This window comes from Chromatiales bacterium 21-64-14 (assembly GCA_002255365.1).
Taxonomy (GTDB): Bacteria; Pseudomonadota; Gammaproteobacteria; order 21-64-14; family 21-64-14; genus 21-64-14.
Map to the genome: position 1 here is coordinate 37,707 of NCBI01000003.1, position 22,091 is coordinate 59,797.

Consider the following 22,091-nt stretch of genomic DNA (forward strand, 5'->3'; position numbering starts at 1 on the left):
GCTCTCATTTGAATGTCACCCGTTCCGGAACAGGAAGCGGCTCCGCGAGCCGCGTGAAGATTGGTAGCAGGAGGAACGCGGCCCAATAGAGCCCCGGGATCCACCAACTGCGCAACATGAAATGTACCGGGATGTCCCCCACCCGCAACCAGTCGAGCACGAAGATCGCGACTGCCGCGAAGACCAGACTTCCCACATAGTAGCCGGTACTGCGCTGCTTGCTGTAGACGGCGCACAGGATGAAGAACGAGAAATAGAGCTCGGTAATCCGGAACCCGAGGTCCGCATGGTAGGGCGTCGGAGGCTGCGAACCCAGGTAACCCAGGATCGCGAAGGTCACCGCGAAACCAATCAGCGCGATCCGGTACAGGGCCCCACGGTAACGATGGGACTTTACGTGATGGCGGTCGATCCACGGCATCACGAACAGGATGACGATGGAGACGCCCATTCCAACCACACCCATGAGCTTGTTGGGAATGGATCGCAGGATGGCGTAGAACGGGAGGAAATACCACAACGGCCGGATCTCCGGCGGCGTCTGCAGGGGATTGGCGCGCACGAAATTGTCGTGTTCCAGGAACCACCCCCAGAAGTCAGGCCCGAAGAACACGATGGCGCAGAACAGCACCAGGAAGACGCCGACCCCGAACAGATCCTTAACCGTGTAGTACGGGTGGAAAGGAATGCCGTCCAGAGGCACGCCGTTGGCGTCCTTGTGCTTCTTGATCTCCACACCGTCCGGGTTGTTGGATCCCACCTGGTGCAGCGCCATGATGTGCAGCAGGATCAGCACCAGCAGCAACAGCGGTATCAGCACCACGTGCCACGCGAAGAACCGGTGCAGGGTAGCCCCGGAGATCGCGAAGTCCCCCCGCAACCACACCTCCAGCGGACCCCCGATATATGGGATAGCGCCGATCAGCGACGTAATAACCGTGGCGCCCCAAAATGACATCTGCCCCCACGGCAGCAAATAACCCATGAACGCCTCGGCCATCAGCAGGATATAGATGGCGACGCCGATGATCCAAATCAGCTCCCGCGGCTTTTTATAGGAGCCGTACATGAGGCCGCGGAACATATGCAGATAAATGATGATAAAGAACGCGGAGGCGCCCACCGCGTGCATGTAGCGGATCAGCCATCCCCAATGCACGTCGCGCATGATGTACTCGACGGAGGCAAACGCGCCCTGCGGGGTCGGCGTGTAATTCATCGCCAGGAAGATCCCGGTGACGATCTGGTTCACCAGCACCAGCAGGGCCAGGGAACCGAAGAAATACCAGAAATTGAAGTTTTTAGGCGCATAGTATTTCGCCAGGTGCTCGTTCCATAATTCAGTCAGTGGGAACCGGTCGTCGATCCACTGGCGCAGCGCTGAAGGCTTGTTAACCATCGTTTGTTGTCCTCAAAGACACCCGATCACCAGATCGCCGGCTGCCAGTTCTGATCCTTGCCGCCCTTCAGCGAGCCTACCCGGAGCAGGGTATCGCCCAGGTAGTGGTAAGGGGGGATGGGAATATTGAGAGGCGCCGGCGAGCCGTCGATGACGCGGGCGGCCAGGTCGTAGCGCGATCCATGGCAAGGGCAGAAGAAACCGCCGACCCAAGTGGGCCCGAGGTCGGCAGGCGCGATTTCCGGCCGGTAGGTGGGGATGCAGCCCAGATGGGTGCAGATGGCCACCGCCACGAACAATTCCGGCTTCAGCGATCGGTGCCAGTTCTCCACCGGGGCACCGAACTGCTGCGGCTGCTTGGAATCCGGGTCCTTGAGCCGCGCGACCAGCTGCGGATCCTGCAAAGTCTTGAGCTGCGCCGCGCCGCGGTGCAGGATCCAGACCGGGCGGGAACGCCACATCACGGTCAGCAACTGGCCGGGCTCCAGTTTGCTGACATCCACATCGATGGGAATCGCCGCCGCTTCAGCGGCAAGGCTGGGTTCCATGGATTTGATGAAGGGCGTGGCCGCCAGACCGACGATCACGCCTCCCACCACCGTGGTGGCGGCCGTGAGAAACCGCCGCCGCTGCCGGTTGATATCCTCCGGGGTATCGGCTGCCATACTACTCCTCAAGAACTTCGCTCAGGCCTACCCGGACCCCCGGGTGGGCACGTTGAGAAGGGGTTCAAACCTTCAATGACCGAACCGGGGTCGGGACCACTGGCCGCTAAGCATGAGTCATGCCATCTCGCGGCGCGCCGCACGAGTGTCTCCGCGAGCCCTTGGCGAGTCTCGCCAAGACCACGCTAATCCGTTGAGACAGGGGCGGATTCACACCATATCTCCAGACTCGGGCAAGCGGTGATCGCGTGCGTGCAATCAGTCATCCGTCAGAAACGTCACCCGTCATGGTGGAAAACACCCGGCTTACGGTGCATATGCCCCAGGTACGGCATTCGTCGGCGGATGTGCGGGGGCAAGCATACGTCACTCCGGTCAGGCCACCAAGGGTTCCTTCAGGGTACTGCGGCAACGCAGCACCTTCCAATAACCGAACAGGTTGGCCCGGCACGCCTCTACCACATCCAACTGCGTGGCTTCGAGGAAGTCGTCCAGATCCATATCGGGGCGGAAACCCGCAATGTTCGACAGCGGGGAGATGAACTCCTCCGAGGCACCCAGCAGCGGATGCCGGGAACGAAAATGATTCACGATAAAGATCTCCCCCCCCGGCTTGCATACGCGGCGCATCTCGTCCACCAGGCGCGCCGGATCCGGGACCACCGACACCACGTACATCGCCACCACTTTATCAAAGGTGTTGTCCGCAAACCGCATGTCCTCGGCGTCCATCTCCAGTACCGCCTCCACCTGGGATAAACGGCCGCGTTCCACGCGCTGGCGGGCCTTGTCCAGCATCTCCTTGGAAATATCGATCCCCACCACCCGGGCATCGGCGGGATACAGCGGCAAAGACAATCCAGTCCCTACCCCTACTTCCAACACCCGCTCCCCAGGCCGGGTATCCAGGGCCTCAACGATGAGTTTGCGTGCCGGATGAAAGATAGGACCGAACAGGGCATCGTACACACGAGCGTAACGTCGGTACGCGCTTTTGATTGAATTGATGTTCACCAAGATCCCCCCTGCCACGGTATTACCAATGCATCCCGAACGCCGTCCGGCGCAGGCACGTCTGGGTGTGCAATATATTGGGTCAGCCGATTCTAGCGAATTTTTAAGAGAATGAAAGGCCTCGTCACCAACACCTGGAATCCACCCGAATCGCGGATCTGCAGTTAATTCACATTAGAAATATATAGTTACCCGGCTCTCCCGATACCAGAACCGATCCACATCGCGGCGCGCGCGGGACCGGCATGGGCGTAGGTGGTTGTGGTAACCTATCCCGCGCGCGAGCGGTTGCCCCGTTCCCGGCAGGACTTCCACCGGCCTCCCAGATCCCGGCAGCTGGTCGGCGAGCGCGTCGCAGCGCCGGAGCGCGCGGGCTTCCATACGCGCACCGCACGCCATACCCCGCTCGGCCCGCGCACCCTACGCGCGGGGTCGAACGGGCGGGCCTCGATCACCACCCGGATGGGACGACAATCAGTGCTTAAGCGAAACGAGTATTCCCGGGACGAACTTCTCCAATGCGCGCGCGGCGAACTGTTCGGGGCCGGAAACGCGCAGCTTCCGCTCCCACCGATGCTGATGTTCGACCGCATCACCCGCATTGCCGACGACGGTGGCGCTCATGGGAAAGGGCAGATCATCGCAGAGTTGGACATCAACCCCGGGCTGTGGTTTTTTGACTGCCACTTCGTGGGGGACCCGGTAATGCCCGGCTGCCTAGGGCTGGACGCCATGTGGCAGTTGCTTGGGTTCTTCCTGGGATGGAAGGGAGGGCCGGGACGCGGGCGCGCGCTGGGTGTCGGAGAGGTAAAATTCTCCGGACAGATCACCCCGAAGAACTCGCGCGTGACCTACCGGATCGAGTTGAAACGTATCATCATGCGCCGGTTGTACATGGGGATCGCTGACGGATACATGGAGGTGGATGGCCGAGAAATCTACACGGCCTCCAGCCTGCGGGTCGGCCTTTTCACCACTACTGACACTTTTTAGGGGGTCGAGCGTGAGGCGCGTGGTCATCACTGGCCTGGGGATAGTCTCCAGCATCGGGAACGACCGTCAGGAAGTGCTCGATTCGTTGCGGGAAGGGCGCTCCGGCATCGAGTTCTGCCCGGAATACGCGGAGCTGGGTTTTCGCAGCCATCTGCATGGGCCGATCCGGCTCGACATCACCGAGCGCATCGACCGCCGCCTGCGCAGGATGATGGGAGACGCCGCCGCGTTCAGCTATCTGGCGATGGTCGACGCCATCGCGGACGCGGGCCTCGATGAGTCCGCCGTATCCCACCCGCGCACCGGGCTCATCACCGGGTCCGGCGGGGCATCCACCGCCAACAATCTGGCCGCCACCGACCTGTTGCGCACTAAGGGGGCCCGGAAGGTGGGTCCGTTCATGGTTCCACGCACCATGGGCAGCACCACCTCCGCGAATCTGTCCACCGCGTTCCGGATCAAGGGCGTGAACTACTCCATCAGTTCCGCCTGCGCCACCAGCGCGCACTGCATCGGAAACGGCTACGAGATCATCCAGCTCGGCAAGCAAGATCTGGTCTTCGCCGGCGGCGGCGAAGAAGTACATTGGACCATGACCCTGTTGTTCGACGCCATGGGCGCATTGTCCTCCAAATTCAACGACACCCCGAAAACCGCCTCGCGGCCCTACGACGCGGCGCGCGACGGTTTCGTAATCTCCGGCGGCGGCGGGATCGTGGTACTGGAAGAATTGGAGCACGCACGGGCACGCGGCGCGAAGATCTACGCCGAACTGGTGGGCTACGGTGCCACATCGGACGGCCACGACATGGTGGCGCCCTCCGGAGAGGGCGCGGTACGCTGTATGCGCCAAGCCATGGCGACCGTGCAAGGCACACCTGACTACATCAATGCCCACGGCACTAGCACACCGGTGGGTGATGCCCGGGAACTGGAGGCGATCCGCGCGACCTTCGGGGAGCAGATTCCGCTCATCGCCTCTACCAAATCCCTCACCGGCCACGCCCTTGGCGCCGCCGGCGTCAACGAAGCCATCTACTCCCTGTTGATGATGGAAGCGGGTTTCGTATCCGCGTCGGCGAACATCATCGAATTGGACCCAGCCGCGCAAGGCATGCCGGTGGTGCGCGAACGCTGCGACAACGTACGGCTCAACACGGTCATGTCCAACAGCTTTGGCTTCGGCGGCACCAACGCCTGCTTGGTATTCCAGCGCTTCCAGGAGTAGCCGCGGACGCGAACCCAGGCGCCTGGCCCGGTCAGTGTTCGCGGGTGGCGCGGAAATGCACCTCGGGCCAACGTTCCAAGGTAAGTTCCAAGTTGACGCGACTGGGGGCTAGGTAGGTCAGGCTACCCGCTCCGTCCATGGCCAGATGCAGCTCCACCTTGCGGCGGAATTCCTCCAGCCGCCGGGGATCTTCGCATTCCACCCAACGGGCGGCGTTCACGTTCACCGCTTCGTACGTACAATCGACGCCGTACTCGTGCTGGAGTCGGTAGGCAACCACGTCGAACTGCAGCGCGCCCACCGCGCCCAGGATCAGGTCGTTTCCGATCAGCGGCCGGAACACCTGGGTGGCGCCCTCTTCGCTCAACTGATCCAGCCCCTTCTGCACCGCCTTCATGCGCATCGGATCGCGCAACACCACACGCCGGAACAGCTCCGGGGCAAAGTTTGGTATGCCGGTGAATTTCAGGTCTTCCCCCGCGGTGAAGGTATCGCCGATCTGAATCGTGCCGTGATTGTAGAGGCCGATGATATCGCCGGGATACGCCTTATCCACGTGCTCGCGCTCGCGCGCCATGAAGGTCATGGCGTTGGCGATCAGCACATCGCGCCGGATCCGGACCTGGCGCATCTTCATGCCCTTGGCATAGACCCCCGAGGTAATCCGCAGAAAGGCGATCCGGTCCCGGTGCTGGGGGTCCATGTTCGCCTGGATCTTGAACACGAAGCCGCTGAATGCGTCCTCCCCGGGCTCGACCGCGCGGGTGACCGCCGCGCGGGCTTGTGGCACGGGTGCGTAGGCGACGAAGCTGTCCAGCAATTCCTTTACGCCAAACGCACTGAGGGCAGAGCCGAAGAACACCGGCGTGAGTGCGCCCTTGGCGTACTCTTGCGCGTGGAATGCATGACTCGCGCCCCGAACCAGCTCCACCTCCGCACGCAACTCTGCGGCCTGATCCCCAATCATTGTATCGAGCAGCGGGTTGTCGAGCCCGTGGACGGTCCTGCCCTCCGGCAGCCGGCCGCCACGCCCGGACTGCGCTGCGTCGAAAAAGCGCACGCTGTCGTCCACCAAATGATACACGCCGCGAAACCGGCGTCCGCTGCCGATCGGCCAGGTAACCGGCGCGCAGCGGATCCCCAGCACCGATTCGATCTCATCCATGAGCTCAACGGGATCACGGCCTTCGCGGTCCAACTTGTTGATGAAGGTCATGATCGGCATGTCACGCAGACGACACACTTCCATCAGCTTGATGGTGCGGGCCTCCACGCCCTTGGCGCCGTCGATCACCATGAGCGCGGAGTCCACCGCGGTGAGCGTCCGGTAGGTATCCTCAGAGAAATCCTCGTGGCCCGGGGTATCCAGCAGGTTAATGATCCGCCCCTCGTAGGGAAACTGCATGACCGATGAGGTCACCGAAATTCCACGCTGTTTCTCCAGCTCCATCCAGTCGGAAGTGGCGTGACGTGATGCCTTGCGGCCCTTGACGGCACCGGCGAGCTGGATCGCGCCACCGAACAGCAGCAGCTTCTCGGTGAGCGTGGTCTTACCGGCATCCGGGTGCGAGATAATGGCGAAGGTACGGCGCCGGGCGACTTCGTCGGTGAGTTCAGTCATGACGGACGGAGGACGCGGCCGGGATAGGGACGCGGGATTATACACAATCGGATTCCAGCCGGATATTCAGGCATCGGCGGACAGCCCGGACCGATGCCCATATGAAAGAACGCCGGCAATAGAAACCCCGCCTTGCGGCGGGGTCGGGGAAATGCGCTGCGCTCGATGCTCAGCTGACGGCGCTGACCTCAGTCGCCTGCAGGCCCTTGGGGCCGCGCTCAACCTCAAAAGTAACGCTCTGACCCTCCGCTAGAGTCCGGAAACCGGAACCCTTGACGGCGGAGTAGTGCACGAACACGTCTTCCCCGCCGTCCTGCGGCGAGATGAAACCGAAACCCTTGGCTTCGTTGAACCACTTGACAGTACCGGTGCGCATAACAAGACCTCAAGCAATTACGGATAGGACGATGTGCAGCGACGTGGGCGGACTTTGCGGGAGACACCCAAAGGGACTACCGAGACAGCCGGACTCACGACACCTGCGACGGCCGAAGTATAGCGGATGGTGCGGGCAAATTCCATAAGCCCCGCGGCCGGAAACCGGCCTGCGTCGGGTGCAATTGGAGTACGGTAGAATACGCTAGCCCGCGTTGTTCATGTAGCGGAACATGGCGGGCGCTATGTGACGAACAGGATCGGAGCGTTGGGCCGATCATCGAGCGTAGCGGTAGTACCATGACGAATCGGACCGGCTCCTGGTCGACGCGCAGTCCGCAGTGCCCGCCGACCGTCACCCTGGAGGTTGCCCATGCCCCGCAAGCCCGCCGCGCCAGCGGCCCTGGCCCTCGCTGCCCTGGCCCTCATCTGGGGCTACAACTGGGTGGTGATGAAGCAGGTGCTGCGGTTCTCCGGGCCGTTTACTTTCGCAGCCCTGCGGGCCGTGCTCGGCGCGCTGGCGCTGTTCGCGGTCCTGTGGGCCACCCGCCGCCCACTGCGTCCGCAGCACCTGTCCGGAACCCTGATCCTCGGCCTGTTGCAAACCACGGGCTTCCTGGGATTCGTGATCATGGCCCTGGTGCACGGCGGCGCCGGCAAGACCGCGGTGCTCGCCTACACCATGCCCCTGTGGCTACTGGTCCTGGCGTGGCCACTGCTGGGCGAGCGCATCCGCGGTGTCCAGTGGCTCGCCATACCCCTTGCCTTTGCCGGACTGGTCATGATCCTGCAGCCATGGCGGTTCCACGCCCACACCGCGAGCGCCGTGCTGGCGATCCTGGGGGGAGTATCCTGGGCCCTGTCGGCGATCTGGGCCAAGCATCTGCGCCGCCGCGCGCAGTTGGATCTGCTCTCCCTCACCGCATGGCAGATGCTGCTGGGCGCGGTTCCGTTGGTCCTGATGGCGTGGTGGCGCGAACCCCAGGCGCTGGTGTGGTCGGCCTATTTCGCCGGTGCCCTGGCCTACAACGCGATCTTCGCCACCGCGCTGGCGTGGCTGTTGTGGCTCTATGCCCTGGACCGGCTGCCCGCGGGCATCGCCGGCATGGGGACCCTGGCGGTACCCATGGTGGGCATCTCCAGCGCATGGCTCCAGCTCGGTGAGCGCCCCGCGCCCGCTGAGGCGGCCGGCATGGCCCTGATCTTCGTCGGACTCGCCGTCCTGGCTTGGGGACAACTACGCACCCGGCATCCCCTGGAACTTCCGCCGCAGGAATAGGCGCGGGGTCGCGGCGCTAGCCGCCGGAGGGATCCCAACCCACCGGTGCATGGCTAACGGCGGCGGCGCTGCCGGAACGGCACGGAATAGGTGCGGTCTCATGTAGGATGGGCCGGGATCCAGACCACGTTCAAGGAGGGGCCACCGAGTGGATGCGGACATCATCATCATCGGCACCGGCGCCGGCGGCGGTACCTTGGCACGCGCCTTGGCACCGTCCGGCCTCAAGCTGCTGCTGTTGGAACGTGGAGATTTTCTGCCACGCGGCAAAGGGAACTGGGACCCGGAAGCAGTGTTCCATCACCACCGTTATCACACCGACGAGCAATGGCTCGATGGGCAGGGACGACCCTTCCATCCCGTGACTGGCTACCACGTCGGTGGAAATACCAAGCTGTACGGTGCCGCGCTGCTGCGGCGACGCGAGGCGGACTTCGGGGCGCGGCGTCACCACGGCGGCGAGACGTCACCATGGCCGATCCAGTACCGCGACCTCGCACCCTATTACGATCAGGCCGAGCAGTGGTATTACGCGCACGGCCAGCGCGGCGAGGACCCCACCGAGCCGCCCGCCACGGGCCCCTTTCCTTATCCCGCGGTCCGCCACGAACCGGTCATGGCGCAACTGGTCGCGCGGCTGGGCACGCTCGGCCTGCGCCCGTTCCACCTGCCCCTCGCAGTGCACCTGGACGAGACCCGGCCCGAGGCGAGCCCTTGCGTACGCTGCGACACCTGCGACGGTTTTCCCTGCCTGGTACAGGCCAAGGGCGATGCGGAAATGAGTGCCGTGCGCCCGGCGCTTGCTCACCCCAACGTCACCTTGCGCACTGGAAGCCGGGTCACACGCTTACATACCTCCGCGGACGGACGCCGCGTAACCGGCGTGGAATTGCACGGGCCGAACGGCACCGAACAGCTCACGGCACGGGTGGTAATCGTCGCCGCCGGCGCGGTCAACTCCGCGGCCCTGTTACTCGCCTCTGCCAGCGCGGCCCACCCCCGCGGGCTCGCCAACGGATCCGGGCTGGTGGGCCGCAATTACATGTGCCACCTCAACTCCGTGATGCTGGGGCTGGCACCCTGGCGTTCCAACCCCACGGTGTTTCAGAAGACCATCGGACTGAACGACTTCTACGATGACTCGGGGGATGCGGATTTTCCCTTTCCCCTGGGACACGTGCAGACCCTCGGCAAGGTCACCGGGGCAGTACTCCGGGCCCAGCGCCCCCGCCTGCCACGTCGTTTCACGGACTGGTTCGGGCAGCACTCCGTGGACTGGTGGCTGACCACCGAAGACCTGCCGCGTCCCGACAACCGCGTCACCCTGACCGACACCGGCCGCATCCAGCTCCACTACACCCCGAACAACCGCACGGCGCACCAGCGCCTGCTGCGCAAGTGGCGCGGTCTCCTGCGCCGTCTCGGCTTCCCATTGATCTTTTCCCAGACCCTGGGAATCGACGGGGTCGCCCACCAAGTGGGCACCCTGCGGTTCGGAACGGACCCCGCCGCCAGCGTCCTGGATCCCTACGGCCGCGCCCACGATCTGGACAACCTGTTCGTGGTAGACGGCAGCTTCATGCCCTCCATCGCCGCGGTAAATCCGTCCCTGACCATCATGGCCCAGGCATTGCGGGTCGCCGAACACCTGGGTGCCCGCTTTGCGCAGGGTGACTGGCATGGCCCGAATGGCGCATAGTTTGGGGCCGTATCATAAAAACGGCCACGGAACCTACGGACAAACACGCCACTGTTCCGAAATGGTTTCCGTGGTTGAACGCAACGCGGTATGTACCGGCTTGAACGCCTGGAACTCGCATAAACACCATTCACACTAAACCGCGTGTCTCGCCAACGTCGATCGCACGGGCGCGGGCAGGCGAACCGCGGGGTATACGCCCGGTCCTGTTCGGCGCCGTGACAACCACCGCAGGAGACTGGTGAACATGCGAGCTAGACCCCCCTCCATGGTGCTACAGGTGTACACCGCGGGCATGCTCCAGGGCTGCGCCTTCGTCCTGATCCCGGCGTTGGGAAATCTGCTGGAGGCGCCGCCGTTTGGCCTGTCGGCCGCCGCCTATGGTGCCCTGTTCCTGCCCATGACCGGCGGCGCGATCCTGAGTGCCCTGGCGGCAGGCCCTTTGCAGACGCGGTTCGGGGCCCTGGGCGTGTTCCGCCTCGGACTGGCGTGCAACCTGACGGCGCTCGTGCTGCTGGCGAGCAGCGCCGGGGCCGCCGGCCACTGGCCCGCCTACCTCCTACTGATGGCGGAAACCGCGTTCCTGGGCTTGGGCTTCGGACTCACGCTGGCGGCGATCAATCACTTCGCTGCCGCGCTGTTCCCGGACCGCGCCACGGCCGCGGTCACGGTGCTGAACGCGGGGATCGGCGGCAGCACCGCACTCTCGCCCCTGGCGCTGCACCTGGCCGTAAACCTCCTCCACTGGTGGCTGTGGCCGGCGCTGCTGGCCGCGGGTTTCGCATTGCTGTTGGCCACTTCCTCCGGCATGCACATCCAGGGGATGCCGGGCTCGGAGGTGGTGACGGTTGGCGGTGGGGAAACGCCGTCGCGACGTCCATTGATCCTGTTCGGCGCGGCGGTGCTGATCTACGCGATCTGCGAAGGAACGTTTGGGAGTTGGGCCAAGATCTACCTCAGCGTCACCCATCCGTTCCCGGCGCGCTACGGCGCCTGGGCATTGTCCGCGTTTTGGGGTTCCATGACCCTATTCCGGGTGGGGCTCGGCGTCCTGCCGCAACGCTGGCTCTCCCCCGCCGCCCAGTACCAGGCAGCGCCGGTGACCATCGGCTTGTGCTTCCTCGCGGTATCCCAACTCACCAGCCCGTGGGCATTGGTGGCGGCCTACGCCGCTGCCGGCGCCGCATGCAGCATCTATTACCCCTACGCCATGTCCTTCGCGCTGCGCTGTTTCCCCGGCGCGCAGACCCAGGTGGCCGGGGTGCTGGTGGCGGCCCTGATGGCTGGCGAGGGAATCGGGTCCTACGCCCTGGGCCCGCTGCAAAGCTACGTCGGCCTGGGTGCGTTGTACGGCCTGTCCGCGTTGTGGACAGTCCCGCTGCTGGCGCTGGCGGTTTACCTGACGCGCTACACGGCCCGCATGGTGAAGTCCGCGCCCTGACCCACCCGGCACCGGGATAAACCGCGCGTGGCGCCGGATTTTAGGAGATCCACCAAAATGTCTGAAGACGTGATCGCAGGCACCGCCCGAACCCTGCTGCGCAGCCGTCTCAACGGCGTGCTCTCCACCCTGTCGGTGGAAATGGGGGGCTGGCCATTCGGCTCCCTCGCCCCGTACGTGCTCGACCACCAGGGCACGCCCCATGTGCTGATCTCCCAGCTCGCGGAACACACCCGCAATCTACTGGCCGATCCCCGAGTCAGCCTGCTGGCCCGCGCTGTGAGCCACGGCGGTGACGCCCAGGCGGTGGGACGGGTCACGGTGCTGGCGCGCGCCGAACCCGCCGCGGTGGGCGAGACATTCCGCCGGCGCTTCATACGCTACCTGCCGGAGGCCCAACAATACCTGGGCATGGGAGATTTTTCCTTCTACCGGCTGAATGTGGAACGGGTACGCTACATCGGTGGCTTCGGCGCCATCCACTGGATCGGGAAAGACGCGTTCATGCTGGATATGGACACGGCGCGGCTGGAAGACGCGGAGACTGGCGCCGTGGCCCACATGAACGCGGACCATGGCGAGGCCATGAGACAATACTGCCGTTCGATGCACTCACTGGAGTGCGCGTCTCCCCGCATGCTCGGCATCGACCCGGAGGGCTTCGATCTGGATACCGAGCACGGCCGGCTGCGCTTCCAGTTTCCCCGACGGGTCGCGGAGCCCGGAGAACTACGCCGCGTGCTGGTGGACATGGCGCGCACCTGACCCCGCGTGCCACACGCCGGAGGGCGGCGCCGCTCGCGTCCCGGCTACCGGCCTATTTCGATGGCGTCACCGGTGGCGGACCGGACCGCGGTTCCCAACTTACCCCATACTTCTGCGCCAGGTCCTCGTCGATACGCCCGTAGACATAGAGCCGCGCGACCTCTGTCTCGGATATGCCGGCGGCGCTGGCCCCGGGGAGCCGGTGGACCCATTTGCCACAGCTCACCAACTGGCACACGGTGGCGAGAAAATCATGGGTGCGGAAATCATAGTCGCGGGCCAAGCGCTGGAAATCCTCCAGGTCCAGGGGCCGCCCGAGCATCTCACATTCTTCGCGGATCAGCGCCTCCAGCGCCACGTCCCACTCGGGAACCTCCGCATCGTCCAGGTGATCCATGTTCTCCAGCCTCCCATATCGTCGGCCCGGCGCGCCGCAAGTCCCAGGCCCAGCGCCGGCGTCCGGTTCTCGGCAGCTCCGCGGCGCCCCTTGAGACGCCCCAGGTCCCGAATCAGGACGGCCACACCACCGAGGCCACGGAATCCGCGGCCCCGCCCTGCCGCCATGCCCCATCCCGGGACAACATCAAGCGTCGTTGATGATACGCCAATAGGGTCGAACGGTGTCCCACACTGATCACCGCACTCTCTGGCAACTCGGTGCGCAGTTTCCGATACAGGGCCTGCTCCGCCGCCTCATCCAGGGCTGATGTGGCCTCATCCATATAAAGCCACCGCGGGCATTGCAGAAACACCCGCGCGAAGGCGATCCGCTGCTGCTCGCCGAGGGACAACACCTGCGCCCAATGGCGGGACTCCGCGAGTAACCCACTCAGTTCGCCCAAACCGCACTCCTCCAACACGCCCTGCAGCCGGACCGGGTCGGTATCCGGGTCTCCATAAGGATAGAGCAACGCGTCACGCAGGGTGCCGATGGGCAAATAGGGCCGCTGGGGCAGGAACAAGGACTGAGTACGGGGCGGAAGCTGCACTTCGCCGCTGCCAAAGGGCCACAGTCCGGCAATGGCGCGGATCAGGGTGCTCTTCCCGGAGCCGGACGCACCCATGATCAGGAGCGTCTCCCCCGCCGCCACGTCCAGGGAAAGGCCGCTCAGCAACGGCGTGCCGTCGGGCAAGCGGAGGTCGAGTCCAGTCACCTTCAACGCCTCCGCCTGCTCGACATGGATACTCCCGTGCCGCTCCCGCAGGTCGCGGATGTCCCCCATGTTGCGTTCGAAGGTACGCAGCCGATCCACCACCGCGTGCCAGTTGGCCAGATCCGCATAGCTGTTGACGATATAGGACAGCGCCCCCTGTACCTGTCCGAACGCGGAGGCGATCTGCATCAGCCCGCCCAGCTCTATCTGCTTGGCGAAGAACCGCGGCGCCGCCACCAGAATCGGGAAAATCACCGCCATCTGTCCGTACCCGGAGGTGAACCAGGTAAGGCGCTTCTGTTGAATCATGATCCGCCAGTAGTTGCCGAATACATGGCCGAACCGCCCCATGAAGTGATCGCGCTCCCGAGGTTCCCCTCCGTAGAGGGCCACGCCTTCACTGTTCTCGCGCAGCCGCACCAGGCTGAAGCGGAAGTCCGCCTCGTAGCGCTGTTGATCGAAGTTCAGGCGCACCAGCGGATTGCCGATCCGGTTGGTAAGCCAGGTCCCCACTACCGCATAGACCAGCGCCGCCCACACCATATAGCCCGGGATCACTACCAAGCGTCCCTGGACGTGGAAGCTCAGACTCCCGGAAATGGTCCACAGGATGCCTATGAACGAGGCCAGGGTCACCACCGAACTCAGCAGGCCCAGGGACAGCGTCAAGGTCTGCCGGACAAACATGGAGAGGTCATCACTGATACGCTGGTCCGGGTTGTCGGTGCCGTCGCTGAATACCTGCATGTGGTAATAGGTGCGGTCCTTGAGCCACTCCCCTAGGTAGTGATCCGTGAGCCAGCGCCGCCAGCGGATCTGTAGCATCTGATTGAGATAGAGTTGGTAGACGGCGGCGATGATGAACAGTACCGCCAGCCAGGTAAAGCGGAACAGCGCGTGGGCGAAGGCGGTCTTGTTGAGTTGCTGCAGGGCGTCGTAGAACTCTTTGTACCAAGTGTTGAACAGCACGTTCAGATAGACCATGCCGAGGGTCAGCCCCACAATGACCAACAGCAAGCCCCACGCCGACCAGCGTTCCTCGGAACGCCAGTAGGGGCGGCTCAGCCGCCAGACGTCCCGGAAGAACGCACGATCGAATTGCCGCATGGTGTCTCTGATCACGTTACGGATTCCAACCGGCAGCCGCCCACGTCGGCGACCGAACCGCTGGATTCCGGTTGTAAAGACCCGTATGCCGCCGCGGAGTTCCCGCCGCGACCGGGGTGCGCACGGCGCGGGTGAACCTCCGTTCCAAGCCCCGGTCCAATTCCACCATTCACGGCACAGCCGGCGTCCATGGACCGACATCCCCCCGGCACCGGCCGGTCCGAACCACCACGGCGCGAACGGCGCCCACCATCAGAGGTGATCCCAATGAAAGGTCTGCCCCCCCGCATCCGCCCGCTGGTCTGCGTCGCGGCCCTCGCCGCCACCCTGACGCTGCCCGTATCCGGCGCCGCCGCCACCCGGCCGGACGCCGCCCGGGAAATCCAGACTGCCACGGAACACGCAGGTTTCGCGGTCCAAGCCGACAATCTCAACCTGGTTCACCTGCACTTGCAACATGCCATCAACTGCCTCACCGGACCCAAGGGACCAGGCTTCGATTCCCCCGCGGGCGACCCTTGCCAGGGGCAAGGCAACGGGGCGTTAACCGACTTCACCGGGAATGCGCGCGAAAAGCGGATCCTGAAACAGGCGTTCCGCCTGGCCCGCACCGGCGTCCACGTGGACCAGTATGTCCCCGCCCACGATGTGGCGGAAGCGGTACAGAGCCTGCTGCGCGAGGCGCAACCGGCACCCGCTCCCGCCGCATCGCGGAAATAAACAGGAACCACACGGCCTCCCGGCGGCATCCGCCCATAGGGTGACGCCGCCGGGGCGACGGCTTGGTGACGCACCGCTCCCCGGTGTATGGTTACGACACCATGGACCACGTCACCGCTTGGCTCGCCACCCACCTACCCCACCCGCTGGCCGCGTTGCTGCCCAGCCTGGGGGTACTGGTAGTGGGCGCACTGCTGATCTCCCTGGTCCAGCGCAGCCTGGACCGTGCCCTGCGCCGTGCCCACCGCCACGTTCATATCTCCGAGGAGACCGTCCGCGTCCTGCGCAAGACCAGCGCCGTGGCATTGTGGATCGTGCTGGCGCTGATCCTGCTGCGGCTCTGGGGAATCAACGTGGACGGGATCTGGACCACCATCGCCAGTGTGCTAGCGGTGGTGGGCGTCGGACTGCTTGCGGTCTGGACCATGGCGAGCAACATCACCGCCACCCTGTTCATCTGGATCTGGCGGCCCTATAACCTCGGCCAACAGATCGAGATCCTGCCCGATGGCATCAAAGGCCGCGCCGTGGACCGCAGCCTGATGTTCACCACAATCCAGGAGGCGGATGGCAGTACCCTGATGATCCCCAACAACCTGTTCTTCCAACGCATCATCCGCCGGTCCCCCAACGGCGCCCCTACCGATTCCGTGCGCCCGGACCCCTCCGAACGGACCTGAAACAGTGCGCCCCGAAACCATTGGATAAATCTTATATATATGATTTATAAATATTTATTTGAGAACGCCGGACCTCCTCCCCAGCCACCAAGCCCCTATACCGCCGCCCCCGCAGGCCGCTAACCCCAACGGACGCTGCATCGCGCCCAGTTCAGGTCTATAATGGCGGGCTTTGTAGCCGCCACGGATACCCCGGTGATCCAGAAACTTCGCAACATCGCCATCATCGCCCATGTGGACCATGGCAAGACCACGCTGGTGGATCGTCTGCTCCAGCAAGCCGGCACCTTGGGCCCGCGCGCCGTAGTGCCGGAACGGGTCATGGACTCCAATGACCTGGAGCGCGAGCGCGGCATCACCATCCTCGCCAAGAATACCGCCATCGAGTGGAACGGCTACCGCATCAACATCGTCGACACGCCGGGCCACGCGGACTTCGGCGGCGAGGTGGAGCGGGTACTCTCCATGGTGGATTCGGTGCTGCTGCTGGTAGACGCGGTGGACGGCCCCATGCCCCAGACCCGCTTCGTGACCCAGAAGGCGCTGGCGCGCGGCATCCGCCCGATCGTGGTAATCAACAAGGTCGACCGGCCCGGCAGCCGTCCCCATTGGGTCCTGGATCAGACCTTCGATCTGTTCGACCGCCTGGGCGCGAGCGAGGCACAGCTCGACTTCCCGGTGGTCTACACCTCCGCCCTGCACGGCTACGCAAGCGCCGACCCCGCGGTGCGCGAAGGCGACATGACCCCCTTGTTCGAGACCATCGTGGAGCGGGTCAGCGCACCGGATGTGGACCCGGACGGGGCGTTTCAGATGCAGGTCAGCTCCCTGGCCTACAGCAGCTACGTGGGCGTGATCGGCATCGGGCGCATCACGCGCGGGCGTATTGGCACCAACACCCCGGTGGTGATCGTGGATCGCCACGGGGCCCGGCGCAACGGGCGCATGTTGCAGATCCTCGGCTTCATGGGGCTGGAACGGGTAGAGGTGCCGGAGGCACGCGCTGGAGACATCATCGCCTTCACCGGGGTCGACGGCCTCAACATCTCCGACACCCTGTGCGCACCCACCCAGGTCGAGGCTCTGGTGCCTCTCACGGTGGACGAACCCACCGTAAGCATGACCTTCCAGGTCAACAACTCGCCGTTCGCCGGACGTGACGGCAAATACGTCACCTCCCGTCAGATCCGCGAGCGCCTGACCCGGGAACTGCAGCACAACGTGGCCCTGCGGGTGGCGGATACCGTCGACCCGGACAAATTCAAGGTGTCGGGCCGCGGGGAATTGCACCTCTCGATCCTGATCGAGAACATGCGCCGCGAAGGCTACGAGCTGGGGGTGTCGCGCCCGGAGGTCATCGTGCGCGAAATCGACGGCGTCGAACAGGAGCCCTACGAACAGCTCACCGTGGACGTGGAGGATGACTTCCAGGGCGCGGTGATGGAAAAGCTCGGCGAGCGCGGCGGTGAGTTGCAGGACATGGTGCCCGACGGCAAGGGCCGGGTACGCCTGGATTATGTCATCCCGTCCCGGGGTCTGATCGGATTCCGCACCGAGTTCCTGACCGCCACCTCCGGCACCGGCCTGCTGTATCACGTGTTCGACCGCTACAATCCCATCAAATCCGGCGTATTCGGCCAGCGCAAGAACGGTGTGCTGATCGCCAACGGCGTCGGTAAGGTCCTGGGTTACGCGCTGTTCAACCTGCAGGATCGGGGCCGGTTGTTTGTCGCGCCGGGTGACGAAGTCTACAATGGCATGATCGTAGGCATGCATTCCCGGGACAATGATCTGGTCGTCAACCCCCTCAAGGCCAAGCAGCTCACCAACATCCGCGCCGCCGGTTGCGACGAGAACATCCTGCTCACGCCACCGGTGCGCATGAGCTTGGAGCAAGCCCTGGAATTCATCGACGACGACGAACTCGTCGAAGTCACTCCGCACTTCATCCGCCTGCGCAAGAAGTTGCTGCAGGAACACGAACGCAAACGGTCGAGCCGGGCCGCCGTCTGATCGCCCACGCCCCGGGGCAATGGGGCCGGACCGTTCCCGCGGCCGCCAGCCCTCTGGGCCTGGAACACCCAGGGCCGCCATTCGGCGCACCACCTCACGACGAGCAGGTGCGCTCACCACTTTTTTCGCCGAACCTCGCGGGTCACCTCCTGCTCAAGCAGCGCCCCGGCCAACCGCTCCTTCAGCCGACCGTTCTCCGCCTCCAGCGCCTTTAGCCGCTTGGCATCCGACCCGTTCATACCCCCCAACCTTGCCCCGTCACAGATGATAGCTCGCCTCCGACCTCTCGTGCCGGCGGCACAAGTCCTGCACTGACGTCCCCGCGTCCGCCTCGCGCAGAAAACCGATGATCCGCTCCTCAGAAAAGCGCTGCTTCATGTCCAATCTCCTCCGGACGTAGGATCGGATTCCGAATCAGCGCACTACTCAAATTCGGGAGGACGTCGATCGCCGTAGACCCCATCCAGAAACAGCACGTGAGCTGCCCCTTGCTCCTCCCGGCCGTATCTCAGCTCAGTGCCCCCGCAAGCCCCCGGAGCAGCGTCGCGCCATCGCCGCGCCATGCGCTTCCATGCATGCACGCCAGCGTAGTCGGTTCTTCCATCGCGAGCCGCTCGAGTATCGCTTGCGTCTGGGGTGCGTGAGCGAAGTAGTCCATCGATTTCCTGAACGCCTCGCTCGGTCCGAGAATATCGGACTCGGTGAGCGCGATGTCACCAGAGCCGCCTTGGGTGAACAGGTCACCACAGAAGAACGTTCGCGTACTCAATTCCATCATCAGCCCGCATTCCCATGCGTGAGGCATGTGCGGTGTGTCGAACCAACGTACCGTGTGATGACCGAGCGAAAGTTCCTCGCCGTCCGCGAGCGCGCGGGGTGGCCGGTCCGCATAGTCGCTCACGGACACCATTGCCGCGACCCTGCCGCAAACGGGTTCCGCCTCCGGCGCCACGGCGAGAAACGCATTGAGCGCACCACATTCATCGGCCTCGAAATGCGACAGTGCGACATGTCTGAGCGTTTCCGGGGGCATGATGCGCTTGACGGCCTCCAACACGAACGGAAACAGCCGCCGCGGGCCAGTGTGGAACAGCATCGGTTGGTCGTCGACGATCAGATATTGATTGAAGTTGAACCGCCCAGCCCCTCCGGGCAGCGTGATCGGCGTATTGATCCGATAGATCGCGTTGGCGATTTCGTGGACGTTCGTGCCGGACTGCGGATTGGTGATCATCTGGGGCACCCCCGGGTTATTTGAGTAAACAGTACCGTTTACAATTACGGATGCTACGCGAGCCTGCAGATAAGCCATGGCGGCTTCCCTCCATACTCGTTCGTCACCGGTTCCTGCAGCAGGAGACACGCCGCGCCATCGAGGGGGCGCTCGCACCGGTAGCGCGTGTGGCGACGGTGCGTCGTGATCCCGGCCGACCGTTCGCCGAAATCACGGCAATCCCTACCGCACATCTGGACCGCAGCCGCGAGGTGTTGCTGGTGTGGCCTCACAGGGGTATCTGCGGCGCCGCGCGGGCGCGTGGCAGCCGTGGTCCGGGGCGCCCACCGCGGCGGGTGGATCACCGTCCCGAATTCCCTCACTACGAGGCGGTTGCAAATCCTGCCGCTGCTGGCGGCAGTCGACCAGCCGTTCCAATCGCAGCGGACGACGATGGTGCTGCTCTACGGGTGTCTGGCCGCGCCGGAACGCGCCGGTGTGGGCAGCGCGGGGGTCGTCGGGCTGCTGATGGACGTGCTCAAGGGTGGGCTGCTGGGCAAATACGCCCTCGGGCCGACCCTGGTCGCGTTCGTGGCACTGAAACTACGTCGGCGAATTCGGGTCTATCCGATGTGGCAGCAGGCTGCTGAGGGTCCTTCTGCCGCTCGCATTCTATCAGATGGTAACACTGTGGATAAACGACATCATCGGGCACCCAGCCCGCACGTGGTTGTATTGCGCGCCGTCGCTCACCGGCGTCATACCGTGGCCGCCGCCCTACGTCGCCCTGCGGGACCTGCGGCGCCGCGTCCGGGTCCGTTGAATCACCGCACGCCGCCCGAACCGGAGAAGGCCGGGTTCCGCTGATGGCCCATCGCCTGACACTCAAGGACTATCTGGCCGAGAGCCAGCTCACCATCGCCCGCGCCACCTGGGCGGTGATCCTGATCGGTCTGCTGACGAGCGGGCTGATAGCGCGCCTGGTCTACCTACAGGTGGTCTCCTACAAACACTACGCGATGCTGTCCAAAGAGAATTGGGTCAAGCTCCTGCCCGTTCCGCCCACGCGCGGACTGATCTATGACCGCAACGGCGTACTCCTCGCCGAGAACGTCCCCACCTACAATCTCGAGATCACCCCCGATCAGGTGCCGAACCTGAAGTCCACATTGGTACGGCTGCGGCGGCTGATCCCGATCAGCAACGACGACGTCGAAGCCTTCCAGCAGCTAATGGCGCAGAAACCGCGCTTCGAGAGCATCCCACTGCGCTTCCAGCTGACATCGAAGGAGGTTGCCCGTTTCGCCGTCAACCGCTGGCGATTTTCCGGGGTGGACGTCACCGCGCGGCTCAGACGTTACTACCCGCTCGGGCCACTCGCGGTACACGATATCGGCTACGTCGGGCGCATCGACGTGGCGGACCTGAAGCGGGTGAACACCAGCGAATACGCCAGCACCTCCTATATCGGAAAGACCGGTATCGAACGGTATTACGAGGCACTCCTGCACGGCAACGTCGGCGTCAAGCAGGTCGAGGTCAACGCCCAGGGCCGCACCCTGCGTGTACTCAAGCGCGACGCCCCGCAGCCCGGGGACAATCTCTACCTGACTCTGGATGCGCGGTTGCAGGCCACGGCCCAGAAGGCCCTGGGAAAATATGCCGGCGCGGTCGTGGCACTGGACCCGGTCAACGGGGACATCCTCGCGATGGTGAGCACCCCGACCTACAATCCGAATCCCTTCGTCGACGGCATCGATACCAAGGCCTACAACGCCCTCCGGGACAACCCCGGGCACCCGCTGTTCAATCGCGCGATCCGAGGCCGGTACTCACCGGGGTCAATGATCAAGCCGTTTGTGGCGCTTGCCGGTCTGCAGTACGGCGCAATCATTCCGTCGAGCACCGTCTATTGCCCCGGATACTATCAGCTGCCCGGCAGCAGTCGGAAATACTGGGGGTGGAAACGCGGGGGCCACGGGACCGTCGACTTAAAAGACGCTATTACGGAATCGTGCGACATCTATTTCTACGCGCTTGCGCATAAGCTCGGAATCGACCGGATACACGCCTTCCTCAGCCGGTTCGGCTTCCAAAAACGCACGGGAGTGGACCTACCCGGGGAGAGGGCTGGCCTGCTCCCATCCCCGCAGTGGAAAGAGGCGACCCGGCACGAGCCATGGTATCCCGGGGAGACCCTGATCAACGGTATTGGGCAGGGATACACGCTGGTGACCCCGTTGGGGCTTGCGGTTGCGACCGCGGCTCTCGCGATGCACGGCCAGCGGGTCATTCCTCATCTCCTCTATGCCACCCAGGACCCGAGCACCGGTGATCTCAAGATCGTTCCCACGCGGCGCCTGCCCACGATCACCCTCTCCAACCCGGCCTACTGGAAGGATGTCATCACTTCGATGACGGATGTCGTCAACAGCATTCACGGCACCGCGCATTCCATAGCCCGGGGACTGCGCTACACCATCGCCGGGAAGACCGGAACCGCCCAGCTGTTTGGAACGGGGAAGGGCGGCTATGCGCACGAGGCGGAAATCCCATTCAAACTAAGAGATAACGCCTTATTTATCGGGTTCGCTCCGGCGTACGATCCGAAAATCGTGGTAGCTGTGATCGTCGAGCACGGAGGTTACGGCGGGGTTACCGCTGCGCCTATAGCCCGGAAGGTGATGGACGAGTACCTGTTGAAGGAAAAGCAGTGAGTTCGGGG

The 22,091-nt window shown here is 64.1% G+C and carries 19 protein-coding genes and 1 pseudogene; 11 read left to right on the plus strand and 9 right to left on the minus strand.

The annotated features are described in order from the left end of the window. Positions 1 to 4: 4 nt before the first annotated feature. From B7Z66_03005 to B7Z66_03015, 3 genes are all read right to left on the minus strand, one after another. Positions 5 to 1,399 (minus strand): cytochrome b, encoded by a 1,395-nt coding sequence (locus tag B7Z66_03005; protein OYV77699.1) that lies wholly within the window; start codon positions 1,397 to 1,399, stop codon positions 5 to 7. Between the two features lie 26 nt (positions 1,400 to 1,425). Next, positions 1,426 to 2,064, minus strand: coding sequence for a ubiquinol-cytochrome c reductase iron-sulfur subunit (locus B7Z66_03010; GenBank protein OYV77700.1), 639 nt, complete (start codon positions 2,062 to 2,064; stop codon positions 1,426 to 1,428). A 375-nt stretch (positions 2,065 to 2,439) separates the two neighbouring features. Then, entirely contained in the window at positions 2,440 to 3,078 is a 639-nt protein-coding gene (locus B7Z66_03015; protein ID OYV77785.1) for an SAM-dependent methyltransferase, read from the minus strand. A 477-nt stretch (positions 3,079 to 3,555) separates the two neighbouring features. Between B7Z66_03015 and B7Z66_03020 the strand changes: the two genes are divergently transcribed. Further along, entirely contained in the window at positions 3,556 to 4,071 is a 516-nt protein-coding gene (locus B7Z66_03020; GenBank protein OYV77786.1) for a 3-hydroxyacyl-[acyl-carrier-protein] dehydratase FabA, read from the plus strand. A gap of 10 nt (positions 4,072 to 4,081) precedes the next feature. Next, complete coding sequence (locus tag B7Z66_03025) at positions 4,082 to 5,299, plus strand: beta-ketoacyl-[acyl-carrier-protein] synthase I (GenBank protein ID OYV77701.1); 1,218 nt, start codon at positions 4,082 to 4,084, stop codon at positions 5,297 to 5,299. Between the two features lie 31 nt (positions 5,300 to 5,330). Here the strand turns inward: B7Z66_03025 and B7Z66_03030 are convergent, their stop codons facing one another. Continuing rightward, entirely contained in the window at positions 5,331 to 6,920 is a 1,590-nt protein-coding gene (locus B7Z66_03030; GenBank protein ID OYV77702.1) for a peptide chain release factor 3, read from the minus strand. A gap of 169 nt (positions 6,921 to 7,089) precedes the next feature. Then, on the minus strand, positions 7,090 to 7,296 hold the full coding sequence (locus B7Z66_03035; protein OYV77703.1) for a cold-shock protein: 207 nt from the start codon (positions 7,294 to 7,296) through the stop codon (positions 7,090 to 7,092). A 372-nt stretch (positions 7,297 to 7,668) separates the two neighbouring features. Between B7Z66_03035 and B7Z66_03040 the strand changes: the two genes are divergently transcribed. From B7Z66_03040 to B7Z66_03055, 4 genes are all read left to right on the plus strand, one after another. Then, positions 7,669 to 8,574 carry an EamA family transporter gene (locus B7Z66_03040; protein OYV77704.1) on the plus strand — a complete coding sequence of 302 codons (906 nt, stop codon included), beginning with the start codon at positions 7,669 to 7,671 and terminating at the stop codon, positions 8,572 to 8,574. 148 nt (positions 8,575 to 8,722) lie between these two features. Beyond that, a complete protein-coding gene (locus B7Z66_03045; GenBank protein OYV77705.1) occupies positions 8,723 to 10,273 on the plus strand; it encodes a dehydrogenase in 1,551 nt (516 codons plus the stop codon). A gap of 268 nt (positions 10,274 to 10,541) precedes the next feature. After that, entirely contained in the window at positions 10,542 to 11,714 is a 1,173-nt protein-coding gene (locus B7Z66_03050; GenBank protein ID OYV77706.1) for a hypothetical protein, read from the plus strand. Positions 11,715 to 11,771: 57 nt separating this feature from the next. Then, positions 11,772 to 12,479 (plus strand): hypothetical protein, encoded by a 708-nt coding sequence (locus tag B7Z66_03055; protein OYV77707.1) that lies wholly within the window; start codon positions 11,772 to 11,774, stop codon positions 12,477 to 12,479. A 52-nt stretch (positions 12,480 to 12,531) separates the two neighbouring features. On the opposite strand, the gene B7Z66_03060 is transcribed toward B7Z66_03055, so the two are convergent. Together B7Z66_03060 and B7Z66_03065 are read right to left on the minus strand one after the other, a co-directional pair. Next, complete coding sequence (locus B7Z66_03060; GenBank protein OYV77708.1) at positions 12,532 to 12,876, minus strand: hypothetical protein; 345 nt, start codon at positions 12,874 to 12,876, stop codon at positions 12,532 to 12,534. Positions 12,877 to 12,988: 112 nt separating this feature from the next. Further along, a complete protein-coding gene (locus B7Z66_03065; GenBank protein ID OYV77709.1) occupies positions 12,989 to 14,740 on the minus strand; it encodes an ABC transporter ATP-binding protein in 1,752 nt (583 codons plus the stop codon). A gap of 267 nt (positions 14,741 to 15,007) precedes the next feature. Between B7Z66_03065 and B7Z66_03070 the strand changes: the two genes are divergently transcribed. From B7Z66_03070 to B7Z66_03080, 3 genes are all read left to right on the plus strand, one after another. Continuing rightward, entirely contained in the window at positions 15,008 to 15,460 is a 453-nt protein-coding gene (locus tag B7Z66_03070) for a hypothetical protein (protein OYV77710.1), read from the plus strand. A 101-nt stretch (positions 15,461 to 15,561) separates the two neighbouring features. Then, entirely contained in the window at positions 15,562 to 16,140 is a 579-nt protein-coding gene (locus B7Z66_03075; protein ID OYV77711.1) for a hypothetical protein, read from the plus strand. 195 nt (positions 16,141 to 16,335) lie between these two features. Further along, complete coding sequence (locus B7Z66_03080; GenBank protein OYV77787.1) at positions 16,336 to 18,153, plus strand: GTP-binding protein TypA; 1,818 nt, start codon at positions 16,336 to 16,338, stop codon at positions 18,151 to 18,153. A gap of 113 nt (positions 18,154 to 18,266) precedes the next feature. On the opposite strand, the pseudogene B7Z66_03085 reads toward B7Z66_03080, so the two are convergent. Then, a pseudogene (locus B7Z66_03085) lies at positions 18,267 to 18,531 on the minus strand (IS3 family transposase). Between the two features lie 130 nt (positions 18,532 to 18,661). Beyond that, positions 18,662 to 19,387 (minus strand): MBL fold metallo-hydrolase, encoded by a 726-nt coding sequence (locus tag B7Z66_03090; GenBank protein ID OYV77712.1) that lies wholly within the window; start codon positions 19,385 to 19,387, stop codon positions 18,662 to 18,664. A 165-nt stretch (positions 19,388 to 19,552) separates the two neighbouring features. Between B7Z66_03090 and B7Z66_03095 the strand changes: the two genes are divergently transcribed. After that, positions 19,553 to 20,233: a rod shape-determining protein MreD gene (locus B7Z66_03095; GenBank protein OYV77713.1), complete on the plus strand. Its 681-nt coding sequence runs from the start codon at positions 19,553 to 19,555 to the stop codon at positions 20,231 to 20,233. After that, a complete protein-coding gene (locus B7Z66_03100; protein OYV77714.1) occupies positions 20,233 to 22,083 on the plus strand; it encodes a penicillin-binding protein 2 in 1,851 nt (616 codons plus the stop codon). Before B7Z66_03095 ends, B7Z66_03100 begins: the two co-directional genes overlap by 1 nt. Positions 22,084 to 22,091: the final 8 nt, after the last annotated feature.